The 24370-nt window shown below is 47.5% G+C and carries 15 protein-coding genes; 5 read left to right on the top strand and 10 right to left on the bottom strand.

Annotated features, from left to right (window positions below):
* Positions 1-63: 63 nt before the first annotated feature.
* The 4 genes from R2Q26_RS05585 to R2Q26_RS05570 form a co-directional block, all read right to left on the bottom strand.
* Positions 64-1041, bottom strand: coding sequence for an alpha/beta hydrolase (locus tag R2Q26_RS05585; RefSeq protein WP_317535372.1), 978 nt, complete (start codon positions 1039-1041; stop codon positions 64-66).
* 72 nt (positions 1042-1113) lie between these two features.
* On the bottom strand, positions 1114-3375 hold the full coding sequence (locus R2Q26_RS05580) for a TonB-dependent siderophore receptor (protein WP_317535371.1): 2262 nt from the start codon (positions 3373-3375) through the stop codon (positions 1114-1116).
* Positions 3376-3411: 36 nt separating this feature from the next.
* Positions 3412-4713: a lysine N(6)-hydroxylase/L-ornithine N(5)-oxygenase family protein gene (locus R2Q26_RS05575; RefSeq protein ID WP_317535370.1), complete on the bottom strand. Its 1302-nt coding sequence runs from the start codon at positions 4711-4713 to the stop codon at positions 3412-3414.
* Positions 4714-4723: 10 nt separating this feature from the next.
* Entirely contained in the window at positions 4724-5830 is a 1107-nt protein-coding gene (locus tag R2Q26_RS05570; protein ID WP_317535369.1) for a GNAT family N-acetyltransferase, read from the bottom strand.
* A 296-nt stretch (positions 5831-6126) separates the two neighbouring features.
* Between R2Q26_RS05570 and R2Q26_RS05565 the strand changes: the two genes are divergently transcribed.
* Both R2Q26_RS05565 and R2Q26_RS05560 read left to right on the top strand, forming a co-directional pair.
* Positions 6127-7797 (top strand): cyclic peptide export ABC transporter, encoded by a 1671-nt coding sequence (locus tag R2Q26_RS05565; RefSeq protein WP_317535368.1) that lies wholly within the window; start codon positions 6127-6129, stop codon positions 7795-7797.
* 4 nt (positions 7798-7801) lie between these two features.
* Positions 7802-9079 (top strand): PepSY-associated TM helix domain-containing protein, encoded by a 1278-nt coding sequence (locus R2Q26_RS05560; protein WP_317535367.1) that lies wholly within the window; start codon positions 7802-7804, stop codon positions 9077-9079.
* 304 nt (positions 9080-9383) lie between these two features.
* Here R2Q26_RS05560 and R2Q26_RS05555 read toward each other — a convergent pair whose 3' ends face one another.
* On the bottom strand, positions 9384-11219 hold the full coding sequence (locus tag R2Q26_RS05555; RefSeq protein WP_317535366.1) for a sigma-54 interaction domain-containing protein: 1836 nt from the start codon (positions 11217-11219) through the stop codon (positions 9384-9386).
* A gap of 220 nt (positions 11220-11439) precedes the next feature.
* Here R2Q26_RS05555 and R2Q26_RS05550 point away from each other — a divergent pair, with 220 nt between their 5' ends.
* From R2Q26_RS05550 to R2Q26_RS05540, 3 genes are read left to right on the top strand one after another with little or no spacing between them, the layout of a single operon-like run.
* Positions 11440-11673 carry an alginate export family protein gene (locus R2Q26_RS05550; RefSeq protein WP_317535365.1) on the top strand — a complete coding sequence of 78 codons (234 nt, stop codon included), beginning with the start codon at positions 11440-11442 and terminating at the stop codon, positions 11671-11673.
* A 19-nt stretch (positions 11674-11692) separates the two neighbouring features.
* Positions 11693-13585, top strand: a complete 1893-nt coding sequence (locus tag R2Q26_RS05545; protein ID WP_317535364.1) for a c-type cytochrome — start codon at positions 11693-11695, stop codon at positions 13583-13585.
* A gap of 47 nt (positions 13586-13632) precedes the next feature.
* Entirely contained in the window at positions 13633-14019 is a 387-nt protein-coding gene (locus R2Q26_RS05540) for a hypothetical protein (protein ID WP_317535363.1), read from the top strand.
* A gap of 33 nt (positions 14020-14052) precedes the next feature.
* On the opposite strand, the gene R2Q26_RS05535 is transcribed toward R2Q26_RS05540, so the two are convergent.
* From R2Q26_RS05535 to R2Q26_RS05515, 5 genes are all read right to left on the bottom strand, one after another.
* On the bottom strand, positions 14053-17547 hold the full coding sequence (locus R2Q26_RS05535) for an AAA family ATPase (protein ID WP_317535362.1): 3495 nt from the start codon (positions 17545-17547) through the stop codon (positions 14053-14055).
* 13 nt (positions 17548-17560) lie between these two features.
* Entirely contained in the window at positions 17561-18820 is a 1260-nt protein-coding gene (locus tag R2Q26_RS05530) for a DNA repair exonuclease (RefSeq protein WP_317535361.1), read from the bottom strand.
* 338 nt (positions 18821-19158) lie between these two features.
* Entirely contained in the window at positions 19159-20334 is a 1176-nt protein-coding gene (locus R2Q26_RS05525) for a DUF3322 domain-containing protein (RefSeq protein WP_317535360.1), read from the bottom strand.
* Entirely contained in the window at positions 20331-23729 is a 3399-nt protein-coding gene (locus tag R2Q26_RS05520; RefSeq protein WP_317535359.1) for an ATP-binding protein, read from the bottom strand. Before R2Q26_RS05520 ends, R2Q26_RS05525 begins: the two co-directional genes overlap by 4 nt.
* Positions 23722-24369: a DUF4194 domain-containing protein gene (locus R2Q26_RS05515; protein ID WP_317535358.1), complete on the bottom strand. Its 648-nt coding sequence runs from the start codon at positions 24367-24369 to the stop codon at positions 23722-23724. The genes R2Q26_RS05520 and R2Q26_RS05515 overlap by 8 nt, the downstream gene beginning before the upstream one ends.
* Position 24370 lies beyond the last annotated feature (1 nt).

Raw genomic sequence — 24370 nt, 5'->3', positions numbered from 1 at the left:
CCCATCCGACTCCACTTATTAACACGACTAATGATTACTGAAAGATAAAGACGCATATCTAATCTAGCGGGTATTCCGGTTTGGGTAAAACGCATTAGCGAGCGCACAAGCGATGTCCTTACGAACCTGATAAGATTCATTGACAATGCTTCCAAGACGAGCGAAATCATGTGTCATCCCGGGATAAATACTAATAAGCGTGGAAACACCCGCAGTCTTGAGTCGATCGGCATATGTAATGCCTTCATCTATCAGCGGGTCATATTCAGCAAAAACTAGAAAAGAGGGAGCAAGACCGCTCAGATTGCTCGCTTCAAGAGGCGCAAAACGCCAATCTATTCGATCTGCTGTATCACGTAAATAATGGGAAAACATCCATTGCAGGGTTACTGCTTCAAGTAGATAGCCTTGTGCAAAACGACGATGGGACTCGGTATTCTGCCATGCACTGGTACAAGGATAAAGCAGCACCTGGCATACAGGCTGTGACCAATTGCTGTCACGCGCTGCTAAGCACAACCCGGTTGCCAGCGTTCCACCAGCACTATCTCCTCCAACAGCAACACGGGTAATATCCAGATTATACTCAGCACCTGATGACAGTACCGACTGATAAGCATCCTGTGCATCATAAACAGCTGTAGGAAACCGGTATTCAGGCGCCAGTCGATAAGCAACATTTAACACGCAACAAGGCGTCAATGCCGCCAATGACCGGCACAAAGAATCATGAGAATCCAGACTACCCACACAATATCCTCCACCATGAAAATAGAGTAATACTGGCAGAGGTCCTTTTTCTTCTGCCAATTCAATTGGTTTATAAAGTCGCGCATTGATCCATTGGCCATCTCGGCATGAAATACTGAGAGGTGTCACGCTCTCAACAGCCAACCCAGGAACATCCAGTATCTGCGTTGAAGCATCATATTCTATCCGCGCCTGCTCAGGTGTTAACTCATGCATCATGGGTTTGCTTCCACTCATTACATTAGCTTCAACCAATTCAAGAAATGCAGCTAGATCCGGGTCAAGCGACATTCAATCTTCTCCGATGGTTAATAAAATTCAGGCTTATCGCCTGGCAAGGATGTGAACACAGCATAACACCACCTAGAATCTGTACTTCAAAGTCGCCACGACAGTTCGTTGTGTTCCAAGAAAAAAATTACCACCGACATGAGACGATACATATTTGTTATTAAAGATATTGCTAGCGTTAATATTAAATAGCCACGGACCATAATCGTAGCGCAGCGTGGCATCAAACAAGGTAAATGAGGAGGTCGTACTGGTATTTTCCTGATCATTGAATACTCTCCCGACATAACGAACCCCTCCTCCAATTCCCAACCCCCGCAACCAGTCTATGCCCAGACTTCTAAAAGAATAATCCAGCCAGGCCGAGGTCATGGTATTAGGCACCAAAATGGGCATTTTATTTAAGTCGACATCATTGCTTTTGGTGACAGTCACTTCCTGATAAGTAAATGATCCCAAAAAATTCAAGTTAGGTAATAGGTTAGGTAATAGTTCTGCCTTGGCTTCCAGTTCAGCACCGCGCGAACCGATCTCCCCTATTGCTACACTGCGGAAAGGATCATTGGGATCACGTGTCAGTACATTGGTTTTAGTCAGATCAAACAATGCCAGTGTATAGAGACTTCTGCCACCTATTGGCTGGTATTTAATTCCCACTTCATATTGAGCGCTACGTGTAGGATTAAACGGATTATTGTTGGCATCAAAACCAGCTTGCGGTAAGAAAGATTGAGCATAGCTGACATAAGGCGCAATGCCATTGGAAAAAAGATAAGTTAATCCCGCCCGCCCAGTTAACGCACTATCCTTGACACCCTCTTTTAATGAGTCCATGCGCGTGGTGGTGTCAACTCGGTCGTAGCGACCACTTAACGTCAGAATCCAGTTTTGATCGTATCGGAGTTGATCTTGAATATAAACCCCAATTTGATCGATTTTCTGCTTTGCATTAATGGTTAAAGTATCTGGTATGGGGATCGGTTGCGGATAGATCGGATTTAAAATATCGATACCAGGGGTATTAGAACCTGCGAAAGATTTGAGAGAAGCATTAGTTACATTCCAGTCCACACCTAGCAACATCGTATGATGAACAGGACCAGTATTGAGTTTGGTCTGAAGATGGGTATCCAGCACAGTTTGATTTAATCGCTCCTTGGTGGAGATTGCCATACGATCCAGCAGAGTTGGCTGATCGATATTAAACCCAACCGGGAGAAAATCATTAAATCTGCCATCCTGACTCATATGGCGAAAATTTTGACGGATAGTAAATATTTCATTAAAAATATGCTCGATCTGATAGCTGAAAGAAGATTGATTTGTTGAGTATTTAACAAATTTTGGATCTCCTAACAGCACATTGAGGCTTGGGCGACTACCATCGGGTGCGGCCGGATAAAAAGCGGACGCATTAGTACGATTGTTGAGCACATCGCCCATTAAGGTAATGGTAGTGTTTATTGTTGGCCGCCAAGTCACTGAGGGAGCAATATAAAAGCGTTTAAGAAATGTGCTATCGCTGACGGTATTGGGAAATTTAACTTGCGTATTCGTATCAAGCCCCAGAGTTACAAGGCGGAACATCAACGTTCCCTCCTTGTTTGCAAATCCTAAATCGGCAGCAACCCGTTTACGGTCAAAATTACCATACTGCAACTCTATTTCCCGAATCGGATCAGCATTGGGACGCTTGGTCACACGATTCACGATCCCGCCTGCATCTCCACGACCAAACATAACCGCAGAGGGTCCACGTAGCACATCGATGCGCTCCATTCCATAGGGATCGGTAATAAAAGAACCAAAAAACAGACCTTGTGCCGCCTGACTCAAGCCATCACGAAAATTTGCAGTCGTCAATGCATTAAAGCCACGCATGAATAGATTTTCAAAACCTCGCGGTTCAAATCCGAAGTTATCGACAGTAACACCCGGGGTATAGCGTAATGCTTCAGTGAAATTCTGCACACTGCGCATGTCAAGTTCATTACGCGTGATGACTGAAATCGATTGCGGTATCTCAATAATCGGCGTATCTGTCTTGGTTGCGGTCATGCTACTTTTGGCGACATAACCCGTGGTATGGTGAGATGATTTACCCTTAACTGTTACAGCGGGTAATACGGTGACATTCGAATTATTCGCGTCTGGCTCCGTTGACTCAGCAGTAACTTCAGTCTGCTGGCTTTTTATATCTGCTTTATTAGCTATTTGTTTTGATTCTGCATAACTATTGATTGATATTGTCAATAAAGCCAGTTGCACAACTGATAATAGAATTGCATTTTTCAGTTTAATTGTTCCTTCGTGAGGAATTGTGAAGCTATTCATATTTAATTTGTTGATTAATTTAAAAAATATTGCTTATTAAGCAAATGTGGAAGAAATTGTGCGTTTTGCCTGCGTGGCACTTGCTTGATTAGATGCATTCATGAGTGCCTGAGCTATCTCACTCGTCCGCATTGCCGTCACTGACAGCAAGGTATCGCTCAAACCATGACTCGATTCACAAGCACCTTGCAGAAAAACCCCTGGCTTGAAATTAGGTGTACTGCATAGTCGATATTGACGATCCACTGTTAAATCTTCGAAATATGGGGTAAGCGGTGCTAATAGGAATTTGTGATGATCACGCCTATAGCCCGTGGCAAGCACCACGGCATCATAAGTTTCTGTTCGCTCACAATTGGTATTCAAATCATGCAAAACGAACTGAATACCCTCATGCAAGGAAAGAGCCTGCCTGATTTCATGGCGCCGCAGAAAACGATGACGCTCGATACTGGACACTTTCTGTCGGTAAAACACATTGAAAATTTGTTCAATCAAGACCAGATCGGGCGCGGCATAATTGGTATGCCAGAACTCATTGAGGATTTCAGCGCGATCTTGCTTAGAGCTATTAAAAACAAAGTCCGTAAAGTCGGTATTGAAAATCTCGTTGACGAATGGGCTGTCATCCGATGGCTTGATTGAGCGCGCACGCATAATTAGATCAACCTGAGCTGTCTGGAGCCGATCATGCAGATCCATGAATATTTCTGCTGCACTTTGTCCACCCCCCACCACCGCAATTCTGCTGGCATGGGAATGTTGTTTAATTTCTTGCAGATAGCTATTCGAATGAAATACACGCGGATCTCCTTTTAGCGGTGAGAAACTATCCGGGATTCTCGGTTGACCGCCGATACTGATTACCAGATTTCGCGCCAGCCGTTCGTGAACGACTTGTTCACCATCACGCGAACGGATACGCAACAGCACAATCTCCTCTCCACGTTTTTCCGGAATTATCTCAATCACCTCCTCGCCATAAGCGCAGCAATGGTCAAAATGCGACGCTGCCCATGCTAGATAATCATTGAACTCATGGCGGCTCGGAAAAAAGGTTTTGAGATTGATAAAATCCTGCAACCGATTATTTTGGTGGAGATAATTGATAAACGTGAAATGACTTGATGGATTGCGCATCGTGGCCAAATCCTTGAGAAAAGAAACCTGCATATGCGCGTTATTCAGCATCATGTTGGCATGCCAGGCAAAACTGGGTTGTTTCTCAATGAAAAAAGACTCGATGCCATAACCAGCCTGCTTTTTTTCTTGGAGCGTAATGGCAAGCGCTATATTGGATGGGCCAAAGCCAATACCGATCAAATCGTAAATTTTCATGATGAAATCCTCAGGATAAAGAAACGGAATGGAGCGGTGGCGTGCTGCGCGGCACCCACAGTTGTTCAGCAAAAAAGCGCTCTCGTAACAACATCCCGAGCATGGCGCGTTTATGGGGAAAATCGAACTCCTTGAGAAGAGCGTAACCACATCGAGCAAGATTCCGGATCATCTTGTGATTATCAGCACGGGGTTCGATGACGATGCGCTGAGTTCTATCATCATCGAGAAATAAATAGTGAGAAATAGACGGTAGCCAAGCGGTTACGAAAGGTTTGCCACGCAAATGCGGCTCTCCAATCAACACGTGCCAGCCACGATCAAAATCATCCACATCGTAGTAAGGTGCGATCCGGTCTTCTTTGGCCCAATATATTTCAAAATAGCCAAAAGGTTCGTCATCGAAGCAAGCGATGAGACTGATCACATGTGGATCGTTCTGGATGCCTTCGAGGTATGCGCGATGTTTAGCGAGATCGCCTGTTTCCTGCCAAAACTCAGCCACGGCGGGATCATTCATCCAGCGATTGAAGCGTACAAGATCGGTCGTGAGATCGACTGTTCGAAATGATAAGGTACGCCCCAGCCATGTGATATAGCGCCGGTAAACAGTGCCAGCTGGCTTGGGTGGCCGGAGCGGATGGCGGCGACCATAAGTAAAAACAGGATAAATTGGGTATGGTTGGGTTCGCGATGAGGAAAGCCATACTCTAGCTTGTTGCCAGAATAGCTCTACATAAACAACATCTCGGCCATCCTCAGTCTTAACCATTACCCCCGAATCGAATAACTCTCCAAACTGCCTAACGGGTGCAGAGAAATATAACTTTGCCTGATTGGGGTAATAGACAAATGCTGCTTCAACTGCCGCCATCAGTTCAGTCACTTTGGGTTGCTCTGACTCAGTATTGCCCCACTCCAACTTCAATTGACCAGATCGTTGATATAAATGCCAGATCGTTTTTTTTCCGCTTTCCCAATCCTGCACGCTCAACGTTTTCCCTTCATATGTAACGAGATAGCGCATCTGATCCGGGCAAGATAACAAACTCACCGGATGCACCGACTGCTCTATCAGCGGCTCACACGATTGATCGTTTAATCGATACCGTTCCATTTTTCTCCAAGTAAACTGATTTTGGTAATACTTTTGGTAATACCCTTGTTATACTGATTGAAGACGAATGAGAAGTATTATTGTTTATAAATTTTAGGTGACTTTAGTTATTTATCATGTGTTAAAAGAAATGAGAAGAGCGGCTATATCATTGATAAACAGAGCATAATTGTCTGTAATGAGAAGCGACGGGATGAGCTGTTTTAGTAAAATTAGCGAAAGTATGACTACATTGACATAAACATTTACCTTGGCTATTCGTCTCTTTTACTATATAGCTTATGAATGGATAGACCATGCTGAAGTATCTTATTAAACAATCTAAACTGCTGTTGTTGAGTGCGTCATTTGCCAGCATCGTGCATGGCATTTGCAGTGTATTGCTGCTTGCCCAAATCAGCTCGGCACTCACTTCGACAGCATCTGATCAGGATGAAATGGCGCTCATTTTTGCAGCAACGGCACTCTGTGTCATGTTGAGTTATATGGTGGCGGCAATTCTCTTTGAACACTTAGGGCAACGCGCGCATTCCGAACTACGCAGTTTTATCGCGCAAAGAGTGATCGCTGCCGATTACCGACAACTCGAGCAACTCGGTGCTGCGCGGGTACAATCAGCCCTTTCCGAGCATTGCACGCGAGTGGCTGAATTTTTTGTCAGTTTCCCGGTCATTCTTACCAACGCAGTGGTGGTAGCTGGCTGCCTGGTTTACTTGGCATTTTTATCATGGCAGGTATTCCTGCTCGCCCTCCTCGTTATTGGATTTGGTTCACTCGGCTATCATCTTGCTCATTTGCGCGCCATCCGGCACCTGGATATTGCAGCCCAGGAGCAGGACAATTTATTCGCCTACTTTCACTCACTAACCGACGGCGCCAAAGAATTGCGCCTCAATCGTGATAAACGCACCACTTTTTATGATGATGTACTCAAACGCTCAATAGAAAAGGTACGTAAGGAGCGAACATTCGGTATGTCTGTTTTTGTTGTTTCAGCAAGCTGGGGTAATTTCCTGATTTACGCATTTATTGGTCTGGTGTTGTTCCTGCTGGTAGGTGATGTGCCTGACCGGGCATTGATCATGACAGGTTACGCCCTAGTATTCGTTTACATGGTTGGGCCGCTCGAAGCATTACTGTTGAATATTCCACGGGCCAATCTTGCCCAGGTGTCAGCCGATCATATAGAAGAAATTACGCGTTCCATGTCCTCTTCCGAATCCCAAACAGACAAAGTTGAGCTGCCACCGCTGCAATCTATCGTGTTACTGGGAGTGTTGCATCGTTATTATCATGAGCAAAAGGATGAAATGTTTACGCTGGGACCGATTGATTTGCAATTCCATCCGGGTGAAATCACTTTTCTGATCGGCGGCAATGGCAGTGGCAAAACGACCTTGGCAAAATTGCTGGTGGGGCTCTACCCACCGGAAGAAGGCAGCATCAGCCTCAATGGCAAGGGTATCGATGATACCAACCGTGATTACTACAGGCAATTCTTTACCACTATTTTTTCCGACTTCCACCTTTTTGACCGGCTGCTTGAAACGGACCATGGCGAGGATTTGGACCAAAGGGGAAATCAGTTATTAGCCAAACTTCATCTGCAAAATAAGGTAAAAGTCCAGGATGGCGCCTTTACCACGCTGACTTTGTCACAAGGACAACGTAAACGCCTCGCTTTAGTGATCGCTTATCTGGAAAACCGACCCTTCCTGGTATTCGATGAATGGGCAGCTGACCAGGATCCGGCATTTAAGGAAATTTTCTATTATGAATTGCTGCCAGAATTGCGCGCGATGGGTAAAGCTATCCTGGTTATTTCGCACGATGATCGCTACTTTCATTTAGCCGATCGTATCTTACGCATGGAAAATGGCTGTTTAACCTTTGATCATCGGGAAATAGCAAATTCCGAAACCAAAATAACCACACCATCACTGATGACTGCCAATAGTATCACTTAACTTCATGAAAAAATTTGTTGAACCCGATATAACTGTTGATATCGCGCAACAGGAAAAACAGTCCAGTAAATCCAGGGCAAGTCGCCAAATACTCACCCTGTTACACCGCTGGGCTGGTCTTTTTCTAGCAACCTTCCTATTCATTTCAGGACTGACCGGCGCAATCATCTCCTGGGATCACGAACTGGATGAGTGGCTTAATCCCCAATTATTCGAACGACAAAGCCAGGGAGAACCTCTTTCACCCCTGGCGCTCGCTGACCAGTTCGAAGCATCTCACCCCAAAACTCTGATCACCTGGCTGCCTTTGTCCCTGGAACCTGACCAAAACCTTGGATTAGGTGTAAGCCCCCGCCTTGATTCTAATACTGGCAAGGCTTTCGATCTGGATTTTAATCAAGTTGCGCTTGATCCCGTGAATGGAGAAGTACGCGGGACACGCTTGTGGGGTGAAATTTCGCTCAGCAGAGAAAATTTCTTGCCTTTTCTGTACAAATTGCATTACAGCATGCATATTCCGGATGCTTTTGGGATGGAATTAGGCATTCTGTTTATGGGTATTCTAGCGATCGTATGGTCGATCGATTGCTTCATTGCGCTCTGGATTTCGTTTCCCCATTTCCAGGCATGGCGTAAATCATTCGCTTTCCGCTGGCAACAAGGCGGTTACAAGCTGAATTTCGATTTGCATCGCTCGAGTGGGGTGTGGCTATGGGCTTGCTTATTGCTACTTGCCGTGACCGCTATCTCCATGAACCTTAAACAAGAAGTCATGCGCCCCCTCGTCTCGGTCTTTTCCACTCTCACCCCAGACCCGTTTGCGTACCATACTCCGAGGCCACATGATGAACCGATCGAGCCTACGATCACGCGGCACGAAATCATTCAACTTGCCAGTGCAGAAGCCCAAAGAAAAAATTGGGACATTCCATTAGGCGGCATGTTTTATCAGCCAGAGTATGGGATTTATGGCGTAACGTTTCACGAACCAGGTCAAGATCACGCAAACTTTGGTCTCGGCAATTCATGGCTCTATTTTGATGGTCAGGATGGAGCCTTTCTCGGTGACAATATTCCGGGGGCAGGCAGTATGGGCGACATATTCTTGCAAGCCCAGTTCCCTTTACATTCCGGTCGCATCCTTGGCTTGCCCGGACGTATCCTGGTTTCCTTGCTAGGTGTAGCAGTTGCAATACTATCCGTGACCGGAGTGATTATCTGGCAAAGGAAGCGATGGGCGCGTGCAAGAAACCACAACTATTATCCTAGTTCCAGTAATTGAGCAAAATAAACATGGCATTCGGCGAACAAATTTCAAAATACTAAAATCATAGAATCATAGGCAGAAGGTAAACCTTATATGTACCAGGCAGTGACTAGATGAACATGAATATCTGATTCTGCTCGGGGTAAGCCTGTCGAGCCATGAACGGAATCATTTTTGTTCAGTTTCAGATAGTGGAGTAATGTTATTGGGCTGGGTAAATAAATACATGGGGCTAATTAAAGCCGCTGCTTCTAGTACTAGAGATTCGCGAGATAGCCAGAAAAGCTTACAACACAGTAACGAAGATAAGCAAAAGCTATCACAGGCTTTCTGATTTCTTGATGCCGTATGCTTTCATTCTGTAGGCAAGTGTGGAAGGCTTAATTCCCAACAATTCGGCTGCACCATCTGTACCAGATATGCGCCAGTGGGTGTGACGTAACACAGCAATCATATTTAATTTTTCTTTTTCGCGAAAAATAGCGTCAGTAACAAATTCTTCATTTTCGGATGGCATCAGCATCAGTGATTTCTCAGCTTGATTATTGTTGGGCATGGCAAGATCCAGTCTGAGCCGATTGCCTTTTGTGAGAATGACCGCTCGTTCGATGACATTCTTGAGCTCTCTAATGTTACCCGACCAAGTATAACTATTCAGGCTGTCTAGTTGTTGTCGGGTCAATGTCAATGGATCTCGACCCAGCTCTTTACAAATGCTATCCAAAAATTGAATCGCGAGTGGCCCAATATCCTGGATACGCTCCCGCAACGGCGGCACTTCGATAGGAAAAATACTCAGACGGTAATACAAGTCTTTACGAAACCGCCCTGCATCGACTTCCGCTTTCAAGTCACGATTGGTTGCAGCCACAATGCGCACATCTACTTTAATGGTTTTATCATCACCCACACGTTCAAATTCATGCTCCTGCAGGGCACGTAACAGTTTTCCTTGTAAATCCAAAGGAATTTCCCCTACCTCATCAAGGAAAAGCGTCCCGCCTGAAGCGAGAAGAAGACGCCCAACCCGATCACGATGAGCACCCGTAAATGATCCTCGAACATGCCCGAAGAATTCACTCTCAAAAAGATCTTTGGGAATAGAGGCGCAATTAACTTTAACCAGCGGCTTGTCAGCCCGTGCGCTGTGAGCATGAATGGCCCGAGCAACCATTTCCTTGCCAACGCCTGATTCCCCTAGAATGAGAACACTTGCTGATGTTTTAGCGACGGCTTCGATCTGGGCAAGTGTACGCTTTAATGCTTGACTTTCTCCGATGATTTCGCCGAAATTACTGGTGACATTGATTTCATCACGCAGATAATCGCGTTCACGTTCAAGCAAATCTTTCAGGATTTTTATTTGCGTATAGGCCACTTCGCGCTGCTGCTCGCTTTTCCGGCGCTCAGTAATATCGCGAAAGACCACGACGGCTCCCTTGAGCTTATCCCCTTCTCGAATGGGCGTACTGGTATACTCAACGGGAACAGAAGTTCCATCCGTGTGCCAAAAAAACTCATCATCTCCCCGGTGCACTTTGCCATCTGAAAAAGCAGCGTAAATTGGACATTCGCTACTAGGGTAAGATGTCCCATCAGGATAGGAGTGATGGTGAATAGCGTGCAATGACTTGCCAATTACATCTTCAGCACGCCAACCCAGTATCTGAGTGGCCGCTTCGTTAACAAAGGTCGTGTTACCCTCACAGTCCACGCCGTAAATTCCTTCCCCGACTGCATTAAGAATTAATTCGTGCGTGGTTTGCAACTGATTAAGCTGATTGATCGCCCGACTATATTCGGTCGTTTCCGTAAATACCAGGAGCGCCTGCATCCATTCATGATGGGTTTGCGGTATGCGCCACGCTGACAATAATCCTGTATGGACAGGTGTTGCTGCAGGATTTCTTTTTAATAATGATGCAGACATTCCGCTGATCACATTGCCTTGAAGGATGACCTGCTTGATTTTATCCATAACAGAGGATTCATTTTCAAAGCTGAATAATTTCTCCAACGGCAGAGAAACCACCGCCGTCGTCGTCAAACCTAGGTGCTTACGCCATATTGCACTGAGATCTCGACAAACAAGCGAATCATCGACTGCCGCAACAAATAATGGCGAATCGAGAAACAGTAAACTAAAAATACTCATTTTTTCCTGGAGAAAATCACAATTTTTTGTGAATCGTATCACAAGAAATTGTGAATATTAAATTCTTAATACTTCAATAAACAAACAATTACTTAATAATCATAGCGTTAATTTTTGGTACGGTTATTGAATGTATATTTTCTGATTAAATGTTTTTTTCTAAAAACATTAAGGGCCAACAAAATCAACGGGTAGAAATTTATGTTTGAGGTTTTTTAATATGGGTACCCAGAGAGATCCAATAGGCCAGTCAGGCAGTCATATTGGCGACGAAATTGATTTTCGGGCAAATATTCACCTAAGCCGTCATCAAGATGTGCTGGTGAGCTACTCAAAGCTGTTTAGTGGAAACTTCCTGAAAAATAAAAGACTGGCATCGCAGCCGATCTACTTTATGTTCAATACAATTTTCGTTTCTAACGGCTTGCGAGTCCATAACAGGCTATTATCTTGACCAGCAAGGAAATATCATCATGCTACATTTTATTTTAATCATTTTTCTTTTAATAACGTTTGCGGCAAATGCAGCCCAAAGTGTTCCAGATACAATAGCTGAGCGCGTTAAGGTCTGTACGGTCTGTCACGATGATAAAGATAAAATGGGGCGACATGCCTATTATCCTCGTATAAGCGGCAAACCACAGGGTTACCTTTTTAATCAGTTACGCAATTTCAGAGATGGCTTGCGTCATTATCAGCCGATGGCTATTCTGTTGGAGAACATGTCGGATGCGTATCTGCAGGAAATAGCCCATTACTTTTCCACTCTGCAACCACCATTCCCGCCACCTGAACCGATCACGATGCAAGCTGATGAAGTCGAGATGGCAAAACAGCTCATTCATTCAGGACATGCGGCAAGGGATATTCCGGCATGCAGTGCTTGTCATGGCGACACCTTGATGGGTGTAAAACCATTTGTTCCTGGATTGCTGGGCTTGTCCCGCGCCTATCTCACGGCGCAATTTGGTAGCTGGCGCAATGGCGGGCTAATGCGCGGTCAAACCTCTGATTGTATGTCCAAAATTGCCCAGAAGCTGACTGACAAAGAAGTCAATACAATTGCTAAATGGCTGGCAACCCAGCCTGCCTCAGGAAAACCAAATTCTATCACTGCGCTTTCGTCCGAATTGACTCATCGCTGCAGCAGTGTTCTTCTAGAGGAGGAAACAAATAATGAAGCACTCAATCCCTCTCCTGCTGAACAACAACAAATACGGGGCGCCTATCTTACGCGCGCCGGGAATTGTATGGGATGCCATACCGCTCCGGGTGGCCTGCCATTTGCCGGAGGACGCCGATTGTCTACGTCATTTGGTACTTTCGTTACGCCCAATATCACGCCTGATAAAAAAACGGGGATAGGTTATTGGTCTGAAGAAGATTTCTGGCAAGCCTTGCATCAAGGCAAATCACCGGATGGTCGATTGCTTTACCCCGCTTTTCCTTATACCGAATATACCAAAGTGACTCGAGAAGATGCCAATGCAATATTTGCCTATCTCCAGTCCTTACCAACGGTCTCTCAAGTTAATCCACCGAGTGAAATTCGTTTTCCTTATAATTTCAGGCCACTCTTGGTTATCTGGCGCGCATTGTATTTCAAAGCAGGCGTGTACGCATCAGATCAATCGAAAAATGAAGAATGGAATCGGGGTGCCTATCTAGTACAAGGATTGGGCCATTGTAATGCCTGCCACACTAGTCGTAATTTGCTGGGGGCCAGTGAAGACGATACGTTAACAGGGGGACGAATAATCGGTGCAAATTGGTATGCGCCTTCCTTGATCTCGAATTTAGAAGCGGGTAGTGGCCATTGGACTATCGAAGAAATTAGCGAGCTACTTGCAACGGGTGTATCGAAACGTGCAATGGCTTCTGGCCCGATGGCGACGATTATCCGACAAAATCTTCAGCATTTATCAAGCGAAGATATTCGTGCAGTGGCTGTTTATCTTAAATCGATTGCTGAAAATGAAAGAGATGATACCGCTCGCACGCATACCCCAGTTAACTCGGCGGAACGGTGGGAACAGTTTGTACAAGGCGGACAGTTATATGAAAAATATTGTCAGGATTGCCATGGCACTTCTGGGGAAGGTGTGCCGGGCGTCTATCCTCCATTAGCAGGTAATCGAAGCGTAATCATGGCTTCTCCCTTGAATACGATTCGTAGTGTCTTAAACGGCGGTTATCCGGCTACGACATCAGCCAACCCGCGGCCTTACGGAATGCCACCATTTCAACAAATTCTTCGTGAGGAAGAAGTTGCGCTTATCGTATCTTTTATCAGGAATGCATGGGGAAATAAGGGAAGTTGGGTAACCACAGTTGATATTGATCGAAGTAAAGAAAGCGTGAATTAAACATAGATTCCTCAGTTTTATGAACATAATAGCCTGCAGAACAAAATTTGTATGCAAGGTCTACGCAACTGGTAGACGACAAAGACCCGCGGCAACATGAATTTACAGCACAACTTCGAGCTTTCGATGTCTCAAAAATTGATGCAAAGCTTGCCATGGCTTCGTTAGTTGCGCTGTGCACTTCTCTGCTAAAAAAGAGTGTGCGAGGCGGTCTCATCATTGTGGGGGAGATTAACCTGGGCGGCTCCATCGAGCCGATTCACAATCCGGTCACCATCGCCGAAATCGCCGTTGAAAAAAGAGCGACAGCGCTGCTGATGCCGGTCGCTTGCCGTCGCCAATTGTTTGATCTTTCAGATGACATGGCGACCAAAATCGACATCCAGTTTTATTCCGATGCCAGGGATGCCTTGCTGAAGGCTATAGTAGAGTGACAGGTATGATTTTCCAATTAGCTAAGCAATTAATTACAAGTAATGTACTTGCACCGCGCTGTCAATCTTCTTTGCCTGCTCTATCACTTTTGAGTGATGTGTAAACAGGATAACTTGCGTTTTTTGAGCAAGCTGTGAGAGAGTACCCAGCGCAGCTTCGGAACGCTCATCGTCAAAATCAACAAGAATGTCATCCACAATGAAAGGCATGGGCTCCGAACTCTCCATATATTTCTCCAGGGAAGCTAATCGAAGAGCTAAATAAAGTTGATCGCGGGTGCCTGAGCTCATTCCTTCCACATGTACCTGCTCTCCATTGGGACGAATGCCTACAAGAATGGGCTCATCTTTTTCGTTAAAGTCGGCCCTCAGTTCCTTAAACGATGCGCATGTCAGCATAGCGAAATGCTCACTGGCGCGCTTGACCAATGGGCCCTGATTTTCTTTACGATAACGTTCAATCTCACTACGCAGAATGCGTGCTGCCAGTTTTAGACGAACGTATCTTTCCGCATTAATCCGAATACTGGCAAGAACAGACTGCCCTTCGTTTGCAGCCGATGCTGCATGGTCGCTGCCATTCATAAGCTCAATTTCTTTTTCCTTGCGCCCCTTGCTCTCGGCGAGAGATGTTCGTTTTGGCTCCAGTTCCTCATCGATTTTGCTAGTAAGGGCATCTATCTTTCCCGGCAACTCATCCGGAGCTACATCTTTTGCTTCTGCTTCAAGTTCCGTAAGCGTTGCTCCTTCACCCACCTCCAGGAGTTCTTGCTCCACGTGACTGATTTCTGCTTTCAAGCGAAGATATTCGATCGAATTGCGCTCAGCCTCTTCTAATTCTGCATGGCTAGCACGCTTTGCCTCAACACATAAGGCATCCAGACGCTCGTCCATGGTTCGGATTGTCGCCTCGGAATCCAGTATCTCCTGTCGTGTTTGTTGTAACTGTTCTGCTATTTGTTGACGGCGCGATTGTCGGGTTCGACTCTCTGATAGCAATGCATTAAGGCGCATTACCACTTCATCTGCTGGCAGTATAGTTAATTCAGGTGCCACGTTGGTGACTACATTGCTGACTTGAGCAGCGAACGAGTCTGCATCTTTGTTCATCGCCTGAATACGTATTTGCAGCTTGTCCGCCTCACTGTGTTTTGCGAATAGCTCCTTCAGCTTTTCGATGATCTCCGCCACCTCCGACGGCGAGGCATTGCCTTCCAAGCCCACGCCCTCTAACACCTCTTTCCATTGCACTTTCCAATCGTCAAGTTCAGTGTTTGCTCTTTTGAATTCCACGCGGGCAGTTTCCTGATTGCGCTTTAGAACCGCGATCTCCCCCTCCAGTTTCTCGCCATGCCGAATGATTTCCTCGAATTTATCAACGATTTCCTCACTCTCAAGCAGTACGGCTTCAAGTGATGTGATATCAGGACTTTCTCTTCCAAGGCTTTGCAGTTGTTGTTTAATTAACTGTATTTGTGTGACACGGGTATGTTCCAGTTCACTGACACGCTGTCGCAGTGTATTCAACTGGACTACTCGCTCGCGGAGTTTCTCCAGATCATCGAGCCATGCTCGCATCTCGCGCGGTGTTTGTGGCTGAATCTTGCAGGATTTCCATAAGGCTACCCAGTCGCTATCAATCTGGCTTTTCTCAGCTACACATTTATCAAGCTGCTTTTCGATCTCGTTGGCACGTTGTTTTTGATTTTCCAATTCAGCCAATAGACTTGCCTTTGTGTGCACGCGCTCGACTTCTCGGCGCAAACGATCTGCTAGTTCATCAGTTTCTGCCAGTCGATATTCAAATGCGTCGGGAAGTGCACGTTCTGCATCAAGTGCACTTGCCTCTGCATTAACGTCTTCCCCCTCAATCCACTGCCGACGCAATAACTGCCAAGTCTGATCACGCTCAGTTCTAATCTCCATCAACTCATCTTCTGTCGGTACTGAACCTACATGCTCTATCTCATCCAATCGCCGCAATGCCTCGCGCATGGCAACTGCTGTCTCTTCTTGCTTTTCGCTAAGACGTTGAATACGTTTATTGAGGTCTGTATATAGTTGTTCAAACTGGTTGATACTTTCTTTGTTTGGCACGGGCAAAGCGGGAACATCTTCCAGCGAACCAGTCCAAAAGGTGAGTCGCGCCAAGTGGTCAGCACATTGCTGCTGTAATGCACTAAGCTCAGTGTGGGTAGATTGAATGACACTGTCCATATCACCCGACTTTCTTGCCAACGCAATGGCTCTATGCAGAGCATCTGGTGATTTAACCTTTGGAAGTTTCTGGCGCTCTCTGCGCGCTTCCTCCAGTTGCGCTTCTGTATCCCGCAGATTGCTATTCGCTTGCTTTATTCTTGATAACAGAACAGGATTTTGATTTCCCAATTCGGTAATGCGCTGCTTTTTTGCAAGTACAGGACGCAAAACTTCAATATCCCCCAGGGCAAGATCGGGGCGTATATCTTTAAGTAGGGATTCAGCATCCGTAAGAAGCTGCATGTATTGCGCTTCGAGGTGCGGGCGATCTTGTATTGCCTTGCGGTGACCCCCCAAGCGCGCATGGAGTGCTTCGATACTTTCACTTTGCTCCAGCACTTCCTCACGAACAGAGAGCTCTTCAAATTGCCCTTGAAGTATAGTGAGCCGGGATGTGGCCTGTTGGAGAATCGCCTGTGCTGTCTCACGTTCAGCCATGGCCTGCTGGCGGCGCGCTCCAAAATCATCCGGCAAAATAGTCACATTAGCCAATTCCTCAAGCTTTTGTTTAAGTTCGTGCCTCCTAGCCAGTTTTGGCAGGACACGCTGAATGCGCTTCAAACGATTAATCTCAAGCCGATTACTGGCGAGTTCAGCTTGAATTTGTTCTAATTCTTTCGTGTTTCGCGCCAATGCACGGCGATGCTCTTCCCATAGATTGGATGAGAGTGATCGTTCTCTAATCTCCTTGTTCAAATCCATATAGGCTTTCAAGGCTGAGTTTATCGTTTGAGTGGCTCCCCTTGGGCGAAAGAGTCCGTCGGCTTCTTCGTCAAGCTGAGCAAGAACTGCATGTAATGTATGGCTACCGAGTGATGCAGAAAAAAGCGCCTGCCCCACCTCACCCTTCTGTTCTAAAATTTCTTCACCCCCCTGAACCAGGGCTTGGTGGTCTATTCCGAAAAGCATTTCAAAAAGCTCTTGGGTTATACCCTGAAGAAATGGAGTCAACACCTTATCATCCAGCGCTTCCCCCTCTCGTGACAAGAGTGTATTCTTGCGCCCCTTACGGCGTGCCAAGGTGAGTTCTTCTCCATTTGCCGCGCGCATACATCCCTCTATACGGAGTTTCTCATTGTCATGAAGAAAATTGTCGGGAGTACGTTCGTCAATACCATACAGCAGAGCTTTCAAGCCACGGAGTGCTGAGCTCTTTCCAGCTTCATTGGGCCCATAAACGATATGGAGCCCACCTCCCGCTAGGTCAAAAATAAGAGCGCGCTCGGTAAACGGCCCAAAGGCAACAAAATTAAGTTTCCTTATTTTCATAAACCAGAATCCATCACGCCTTTTCTGTCGTTGTCAGGCGGTTAACCAGCAGTTCCTTGATGTCTTCCAGAACGATTTGCAGTTGCTGCGGATCGGATGGATCGAAACAATCATCGCCACTTAATATTTCAGCAGGAAGTTTTTGTCGCAACGCAGATACTTCTTGAGCGAGTTCAGCGAGTGCAGCATCGTTCAACTCCATATTGCGAATACCCCGTAATAGTCCACCCAACGCGTCGTCACGTGCCAGAATGCTATCGACATCAATAGATGGCCGCGTCTTAAGAGATACTTTCTCCAACCATATCCCTGCACCACCTAGAACATTTGCTAAAGCACGATATTCTTGCGTCCAATGTTCCAGCTCAGCATGTAAGCGTGAATGAGCAACACACGCCCCCTCCAATACCAGGCGTGCTGCAACCGGCCGTCCTTGGGCGCTGTCCAGCGCCTGCTGCAGCACCTTACGTACCTGCTCGTAGGCATCAGAAACCGTCTCACTATCTGTCAAATTAACTTCACAAAGTGACCAGCGTAGCACATCGAGATCGCGGTGCGTAACTGCTAATACCTCACCATTATCGACAGTCACCAGCGTGCAACCCTTGGGACCAGTCTCTCGAATATGCCTACCCTGAATATTTCCGGGAAATACTATCCATGGGTCACGGCTTATCTCTTCGCGTTTGTGAACATGACCAAGCGCCCAGTATTGATACCCTTTAGACCTCAAACCATCTACCGTACAAGGCGCATAAGGCTCATGCCCAGGCTTTCCGTCGAGACAAGTATGCAAAAGACCAATATTGAAATAATTTGGATCACCTTGAGGGTATGCCAGCGAAAGATTCTCCATGACCGCTCTGCTTGCAAAGCCCTGTCCGTAGATAGCTACGTCCAAATCTTCCAGAACGACCCGTTCTGGGGTATATGTCGCAAACATCTTGACGTTGTCAGGTAAACGAAGATATTTGGTGATTTGGCTAGTCGCATCATGATTGCCCGTGACAACATAAACCCGGATACCAGCGTCCCGCAGTCGCCCCATGCGCTCAACAAAATAAAGACCCGTGTTATAGTCTCGCCAATCGCCGTCATAAAGGTCACCAGCCAGTAGCACGAAATTAACTTCCTCATCAATCGCAAGCTCAATAAGGTTGTCAAAGGAACGGCGGGTAGCGCTACGTATTTCATCCACGGGTGCGCCTTCATAACGTTCTAAACCCTTTAGAGCACTATCAAGATGAATATCAGCGGCATGAATAAATTTCACGAATCGCTCACCTTATTATCAATTGTTAATTTTGCCCTTGCACGCCAGTGCTCTGTCTCCAATATTTGCTGTTTATTTAGCAGTTGGAGGCTACTTGTCTCTTTCTGTATGCATTGTTTGCACTGGGATGATAGTGATCATCCATACTGCTGGCCCTTTAAAATTGACCGAGTAATTTATTTATCCGCTAAGCATACTATGCATACAAAAGGTAATTCCAATTTTTAACATAAATAGCAGTAGTAGGAGAACGTAATATTCCATGAATAAAAGTTTTGTATTAAATATTTTTTCTTGTCCTAGCGGGAATTAGAATGACACTTGCTGCATAACTAAATTTACGCGAGTGCAGCCAGCGCAGCTTTCACCCACTCGAAGCCAATGTGCTCCTGTTCCAGCCGCAAATTTTTGCGCAAGCGGTTATCGCGTAAATCATCGTACAGCGCTTTCTCTTCCGGCGTCAGGCGCGATAATTCGTGGCGAGTGGGCTTGGTCTCTATACCCCACTGTGCCTCGAATGCCAACAAGGTGGCGCGGTCCATGAGGAACGACTCGACCTGCTCAAACTGACTGCGCAGTTGATCGAGTATGGCAAAGCCATGGGTGTCGATATCACCCCAGTAGTAAATACGACAATTCTCTAACCATGTTGCTTTGCGCAACATTTCGAAGCCATAGCCTGCACCGAAGATGATCAAGCTGTATTTGACATTGGGGAAAGCCAAAAAATTGATCTCATTTTCAGTGATGAACACGCGCGACAATTTTGGATTGAGCCGGGCAAAACTGGCGGCATCCAGCGAAATATCTTGTTCACCTACCGCGGGCAACAGAGCATGGGCTCGATCCAGAACACGAAAGCGAATACACAGGGGTTTTTCAAGAAAGCCGTAACGCCGTGCAAATTGATTAACACCAGAAGCAGTAAAATCAATTGCTTCGGCTGGCAGCACGAGATCAAGCAATTCGCTAAGCACGCCACGATGGTATTCGATGAATTTGCTATGTATCCCAGGGATATCTACTTGCCTGAGATAAACACCAGGGCGCGGATGGGCTTTGAGCCAGGCGACGATGGCCAGCAAGCGCTGCCATTCCTCGGCCAGTTCCAGTGCACGCTGCGGCTTTTTAGCTAGCCAATCCAGCAATTCTGGTTGTTGTTGGCGTGTCATCGCAACCAGGGCAGTGAAGCGGGCAACCTCGCGCTGCTTGCCTATCAGGCTCAAAGCGTCCTCAACCGAGTCGATCCAGATCTCATGGGGGAGCGTGTTAGTGCCGAATAGCCGGTACTTGAATTCGCGCATTTCCAACCGGCAGCATGTCATCTTCCTGAGTGACTCAATCCAGACGCGCACTTCGCTAAAGTGTTCTGCTATTTCCGTAGAGGTGGGGCGCTTGAGAGTCAAACGCCGCGGGAATAGCGATTCACCTGTCACCAAACTGGCCAAAATCTCTCCTCGCTCCCATAGTCTTTGGAGTTGGGTGCGTAGATCTGCTGGCGTGGTCCAGCTCATCCGTTTTTTCTTACCTTTTCTTGTTGATATTCTTCGATCGAGAGATTGCGTAATTTGGAGGTACGGCCATCTTCGTTGTGAACAAAGCCTACGCTAGAGACAAAAGGTTCGATAATATGGATTTTTTGTAAGGGAGTGACGATGAGCAGTTGCAGATTCAGTTGGGCAAACAGGCGCAAGCCATATTGCGCCGACTCGTCCGAACCTCGCCCGAACGCCTCGTCGATCACGACGAATCGGAAAGAACGGGAGCGCACTGCACCCCATTCCAGGCCAAACTGATAGGCCAGGCTCGCGGCCAGAATGGTATAAGCCAGCTTCTCTTTCTGACCGCCAGATTTGCCACCCGAGTCGGAGTAATGTTCATGTTCACTGTCGTCCTCACGCCAGCGCTCACTGGCGGCAAACAGAAACCAGTTGCGCACATCAGTGACCTTGGCCGTCCAGCGCCGATCTTGCTCGGCCAATCCTTGCCGACCGCGAAAGCGCTCGATGATGTGCCGAATTTGCAAAAATTTAGCTTCGGAATATTGGCTATCATCAGATCCGGTCAAAGCGCCTTCGGTGCAAGTGCGCAACTCGTTTTGAAAATCGCGGATATCGATATCCAGCGTTGGCTGCGCTTCCAGCACGATGTAGCGGCCTGGGTTATAGTCGATGCCGGTTAGTGATTCATTGATGTGGGCAATCCGCTCCTTGATCGTTTCCCGCTCGCGCGCCAATTGCAAATGAAAATTCGCCACTTCGCGTAGGGTATTCTCGTTAAGCAATTCCTTGAAGCGCGCTTCAAAGCGTGGCAGATCGTCACTTTGAAGATTGTGCAGCATATTACGGTATTCGAAAGCGGCTTCAATACTGGCATCGATCTCTACAGTCTCCAGCTTGAATTCTTCTTTATAGGAAGTCATTGCCTTGATGATCCGCTCTGTCAGCGTGCTGAGCGTACTGGATTTGCTATCGATCTGCTTTTGCAGCCAGTCACGCATGTCACGTTCACGTGAGTCGCAGGAGTCGACCGTGAGCGGCTGTTCGCCCAGCGCCTGGCTGCGCATCGTGTCGAGCAGCTCGAAATAGGCAGCGTGAGCAGCCTGCGCCGAATCATCCACAAGCGCTTGCGTCTGTGCACGCAAGACCTCGGTATCGCTTTTTTTCTGCTCGATTTTGGAGCGCTTGTCCTTGTGTGCTTCTAGCTGGTTTTCTGTCTTTTGCAAGACTGCCACGGCTTCATTCCGCCGTTCAGTCAGTTGTTTAAGCACATCGGAAGTCGATTCCAGTTCTAACTTTTCATCCTGTAACTTTGCTAGTTCCACTGCAAGCGATTGCCAGTCGAGCTCACCAAAATCAGTATATTCATCAAGTTTTGACAACGCGGTCAGGCGTGCTTTGAGTGCATTTTGCTCAGCCTGGATTTTGCTGATGAGGCTGGCCAATTCGCCAAGCTGGCTCTCCAGTTTTTTCGCTTTGGTTTCGAGTGCGGCGATCTTGGCCGCATTGCTCCAGCCCAGTACATAACGACTGCGGTCATCGAGCCGATGGCGATCGTCTTTTTCATGACGCTCGCCAGGTGCCTTGATCTGCCCTGCGCGTGTGATGGCACGCGTCTCGCGCCGGAACTGCTCTTGCGTCATGCAGCAGGCAAGGTCGAAGCGATGGGCCACTTCCCGTTCAAGCCAATCGTAGAAAAGCGAGTCAGGTTTGATCACCAGCTTGCGTGCCAGCGAATCCCGGTGCAGTTCGATATGTTCACTGCGGACGTTCTGGCGTACCCGGAAGTAGACCAGGCGTCCCTTAAGATGCGTGTTATCCACCCAATTTACCACGGCTGGATAATGCTCATCCGGCACCAGCAGCGACAAACCGAAGTTGCGCAACAGTCGCTCCGCTGCGCCTTCCCAGTCACGCTCATCCTCACGCACTTGCAGCAATTCGCCAGCAAAGGGTATCTTCTCCTCCGGCAAAGCCAGTGCCTGGCAAAGGGCAGTACGCATGGCTACCTGTTCAGCCGGGATATTGCTGCGTCTTGCCTTCAGGCTGATGATTTCGGCAACCAGGGCATCGTGTTCCTGCTTGCCCTGGCGCAAGCTGACGCCATACTCGGTCAGATCGTTTTGCAGTTGGACATCACGTATTTGCGCCGCTCCCGCCAGTGCTGTCAAGCGTTGTTGCTGGGCAAGGAAATCGACTTCATTCTCAGCGGGTATATCGTCAATCGTGCGCACCAGTTCGGCGTAACGCTGCGCTTTGCGCTCCCGCAGCTGGCGTTCCTGTTCTTTTTTATGGATCTCAAGGGCCAACCGTTCGAGGCGATCGCCACCGTTATCAGCAATACTGCGGTTGAGTTCATCCACTTCCGCGCGCTGGGCATCACGGCGTGCTTCACTGCGCTTGACCAAGGCGTCCTGATTCATCCATTCAATGGCTAAAGCTTCGAGTCGATTTTCCAGGAGGCCCAGTTTAAGGTTGGCAAAATAGGGTTTGAGCGCCTCGCGGCAGGCACGGCGCTCTTCGATCTGCGCGCGCAAGGAAGCATGCTGTTCGCAGTTGGCGATCAGTGGGGTAAGCAATTCCACTTGCCGCTTCGCTTTCAACACAGCCTCATGTGCGCGGTTGAGATCATCGAAGTGGGCAAGCAGCGCTGTGATGCGTGGTGCGACGTCAAAAGGCTCCAGCATGTGGTTGCGGACGAAATCGGTCAGGTTGCCTATCGATTTCATCGACACCGTTTGATGAAACAGCTCCAGTGCCTGTTCGTTGCCGATGCCAAAGCGGCGGCGGAACCAGGTGCCGTAGGGTGTGAAGCTATCAAATAGTTCAAGACCCTGGTTTTCGTTTCCAGCACGCAGTTTCTTGCGTAACTGCGCAATCTCGGAGCCAAACTGGGCAAAATCGGTGACGATCGATAAAGCACGCTCCGCACAGACATAGAAGCGGGCAGGTTGCCCGGCAGTTTGCCCCTGTCCATCCTTTATCCAGAATACTTGAGCCAGCGTGATCGTCTGATCGTAGCCCTCGTTATGAAACACCCCCAGAATCACTGAATAGTTGCTGGCGTCGCGCAGTGCCACTGGTTTGGCACTCACCCCCATCTCGCTGCGTTCGGATTTGTAATGCCCAAGCACATAGGAACGCAATGTACGCTCCTTGTTGTCAGCACCGGCTGCCTTGTTGTATGCGATGCGGTACGCTGGAACCAGCAGCGTGGTAATCGCGTCCACCAGGGTGGATTTGCCCGAACCGATATCACCGGTTAGCAGGCTGTTTTTGCCATTGAGCTGCAAGCTCCACACGCGGCCGTCGAAGGTGCCCCAGTTGAATACTTCCAAGCGCTGCAAGCGGAAGCCCGATAGTGCATTATCGGCCACAAAATCGAGTTCTAAAGGTTGTCGTTCAGTCATCGCTGCTCTCTCCATGTTCACCCGCAAGATATGCCTGGTAGTCCGCTAGTCGCGCATCGAGATTCACCAGCCATTCGGCATCGATAAATGCCTTGAGGATGCGTTTTACCTCAAATACTGCTGTTTGTTTACCAGGAGGTGCGGCAGCGAGTTTCAGCCGACGCAGGAATCCTAGCTCCACAATCTTGTTGATATGCGTTTCGATCTGATCGATCAAGCGAGCCTCATTGCTGCTTTCAGGCAGAAATACTCGCATCAGCTCCACGATCTCATCACGGCTGAGCATCAGCCGCGTATCGCTACCGCTCGCATCGAATTCAGCCAGTTTCTTGCGCAGCAGTGCCAATAATAAGCTTACCGGAAACGACAACGGCCTTCTGGCGATCAGTCGTGGCAGTTTGGGTGTCGTGTCATCATCCAATTCTTTATGCGCACGCAGAAAGGCGTAACCCTCGGCCTCATCCAGCTCCAATTCCAGCCCCAGCACGGCCACATAGTCCCGCACGCGTGCTTGCAGTTGTATCAGGCCATGCCACAGACTGGCATCATTTTCCTGATATAACACGCCTTTGAGTAAAGGGATGACTACGGCTGACAAGTCATAGTTAGGTGCGGTATTTTCAACAGCTTGTTCTGTCATG

This window comes from Nitrosomonas sp. Is37 (genome assembly GCF_033063275.1).
In the GTDB taxonomy this organism is placed as follows: domain Bacteria; phylum Pseudomonadota; class Gammaproteobacteria; order Burkholderiales; family Nitrosomonadaceae; genus Nitrosomonas.
This window is presented reverse-complemented; position numbering and strand designations above follow the sequence as displayed.

Coding starts and splice junctions, on each gene's coding strand:
- R2Q26_RS05520 (WP_317535359.1), bottom strand. CDS start 23,729: ATGACTGAACGACAACCTTTAGAACTCGATTTTGTGGCCGATAATGCA.
- R2Q26_RS05580 (WP_317535371.1), bottom strand. CDS start 3,375: ATGAATAGCTTCACAATTCCTCACGAAGGAACAATTAAACTGAAAAAT.
- R2Q26_RS05575 (WP_317535370.1), bottom strand. CDS start 4,713: ATGAAAATTTACGATTTGATCGGTATTGGCTTTGGCCCATCCAATATA.
- R2Q26_RS05545 (WP_317535364.1), top strand. CDS start 11,693: ATGCTACATTTTATTTTAATCATTTTTCTTTTAATAACGTTTGCGGCA.
- R2Q26_RS05525 (WP_317535360.1), bottom strand. CDS start 20,334: ATGAGCTGGACCACGCCAGCAGATCTACGCACCCAACTCCAAAGACTA.
- R2Q26_RS05570 (WP_317535369.1), bottom strand. CDS start 5,830: ATGGAACGGTATCGATTAAACGATCAATCGTGTGAGCCGCTGATAGAG.
- R2Q26_RS05585 (WP_317535372.1), bottom strand. CDS start 1,041: ATGTCGCTTGACCCGGATCTAGCTGCATTTCTTGAATTGGTTGAAGCT.
- R2Q26_RS05550 (WP_317535365.1), top strand. CDS start 11,440: ATGGGTACCCAGAGAGATCCAATAGGCCAGTCAGGCAGTCATATTGGC.
- R2Q26_RS05560 (WP_317535367.1), top strand. CDS start 7,802: ATGAAAAAATTTGTTGAACCCGATATAACTGTTGATATCGCGCAACAG.
- R2Q26_RS05515 (WP_317535358.1), bottom strand. CDS start 24,369: ATGACAGAACAAGCTGTTGAAAATACCGCACCTAACTATGACTTGTCA.
- R2Q26_RS05565 (WP_317535368.1), top strand. CDS start 6,127: ATGCTGAAGTATCTTATTAAACAATCTAAACTGCTGTTGTTGAGTGCG.
- R2Q26_RS05535 (WP_317535362.1), bottom strand. CDS start 17,547: ATGAAAATAAGGAAACTTAATTTTGTTGCCTTTGGGCCGTTTACCGAG.
- R2Q26_RS05555 (WP_317535366.1), bottom strand. CDS start 11,219: ATGAGTATTTTTAGTTTACTGTTTCTCGATTCGCCATTATTTGTTGCG.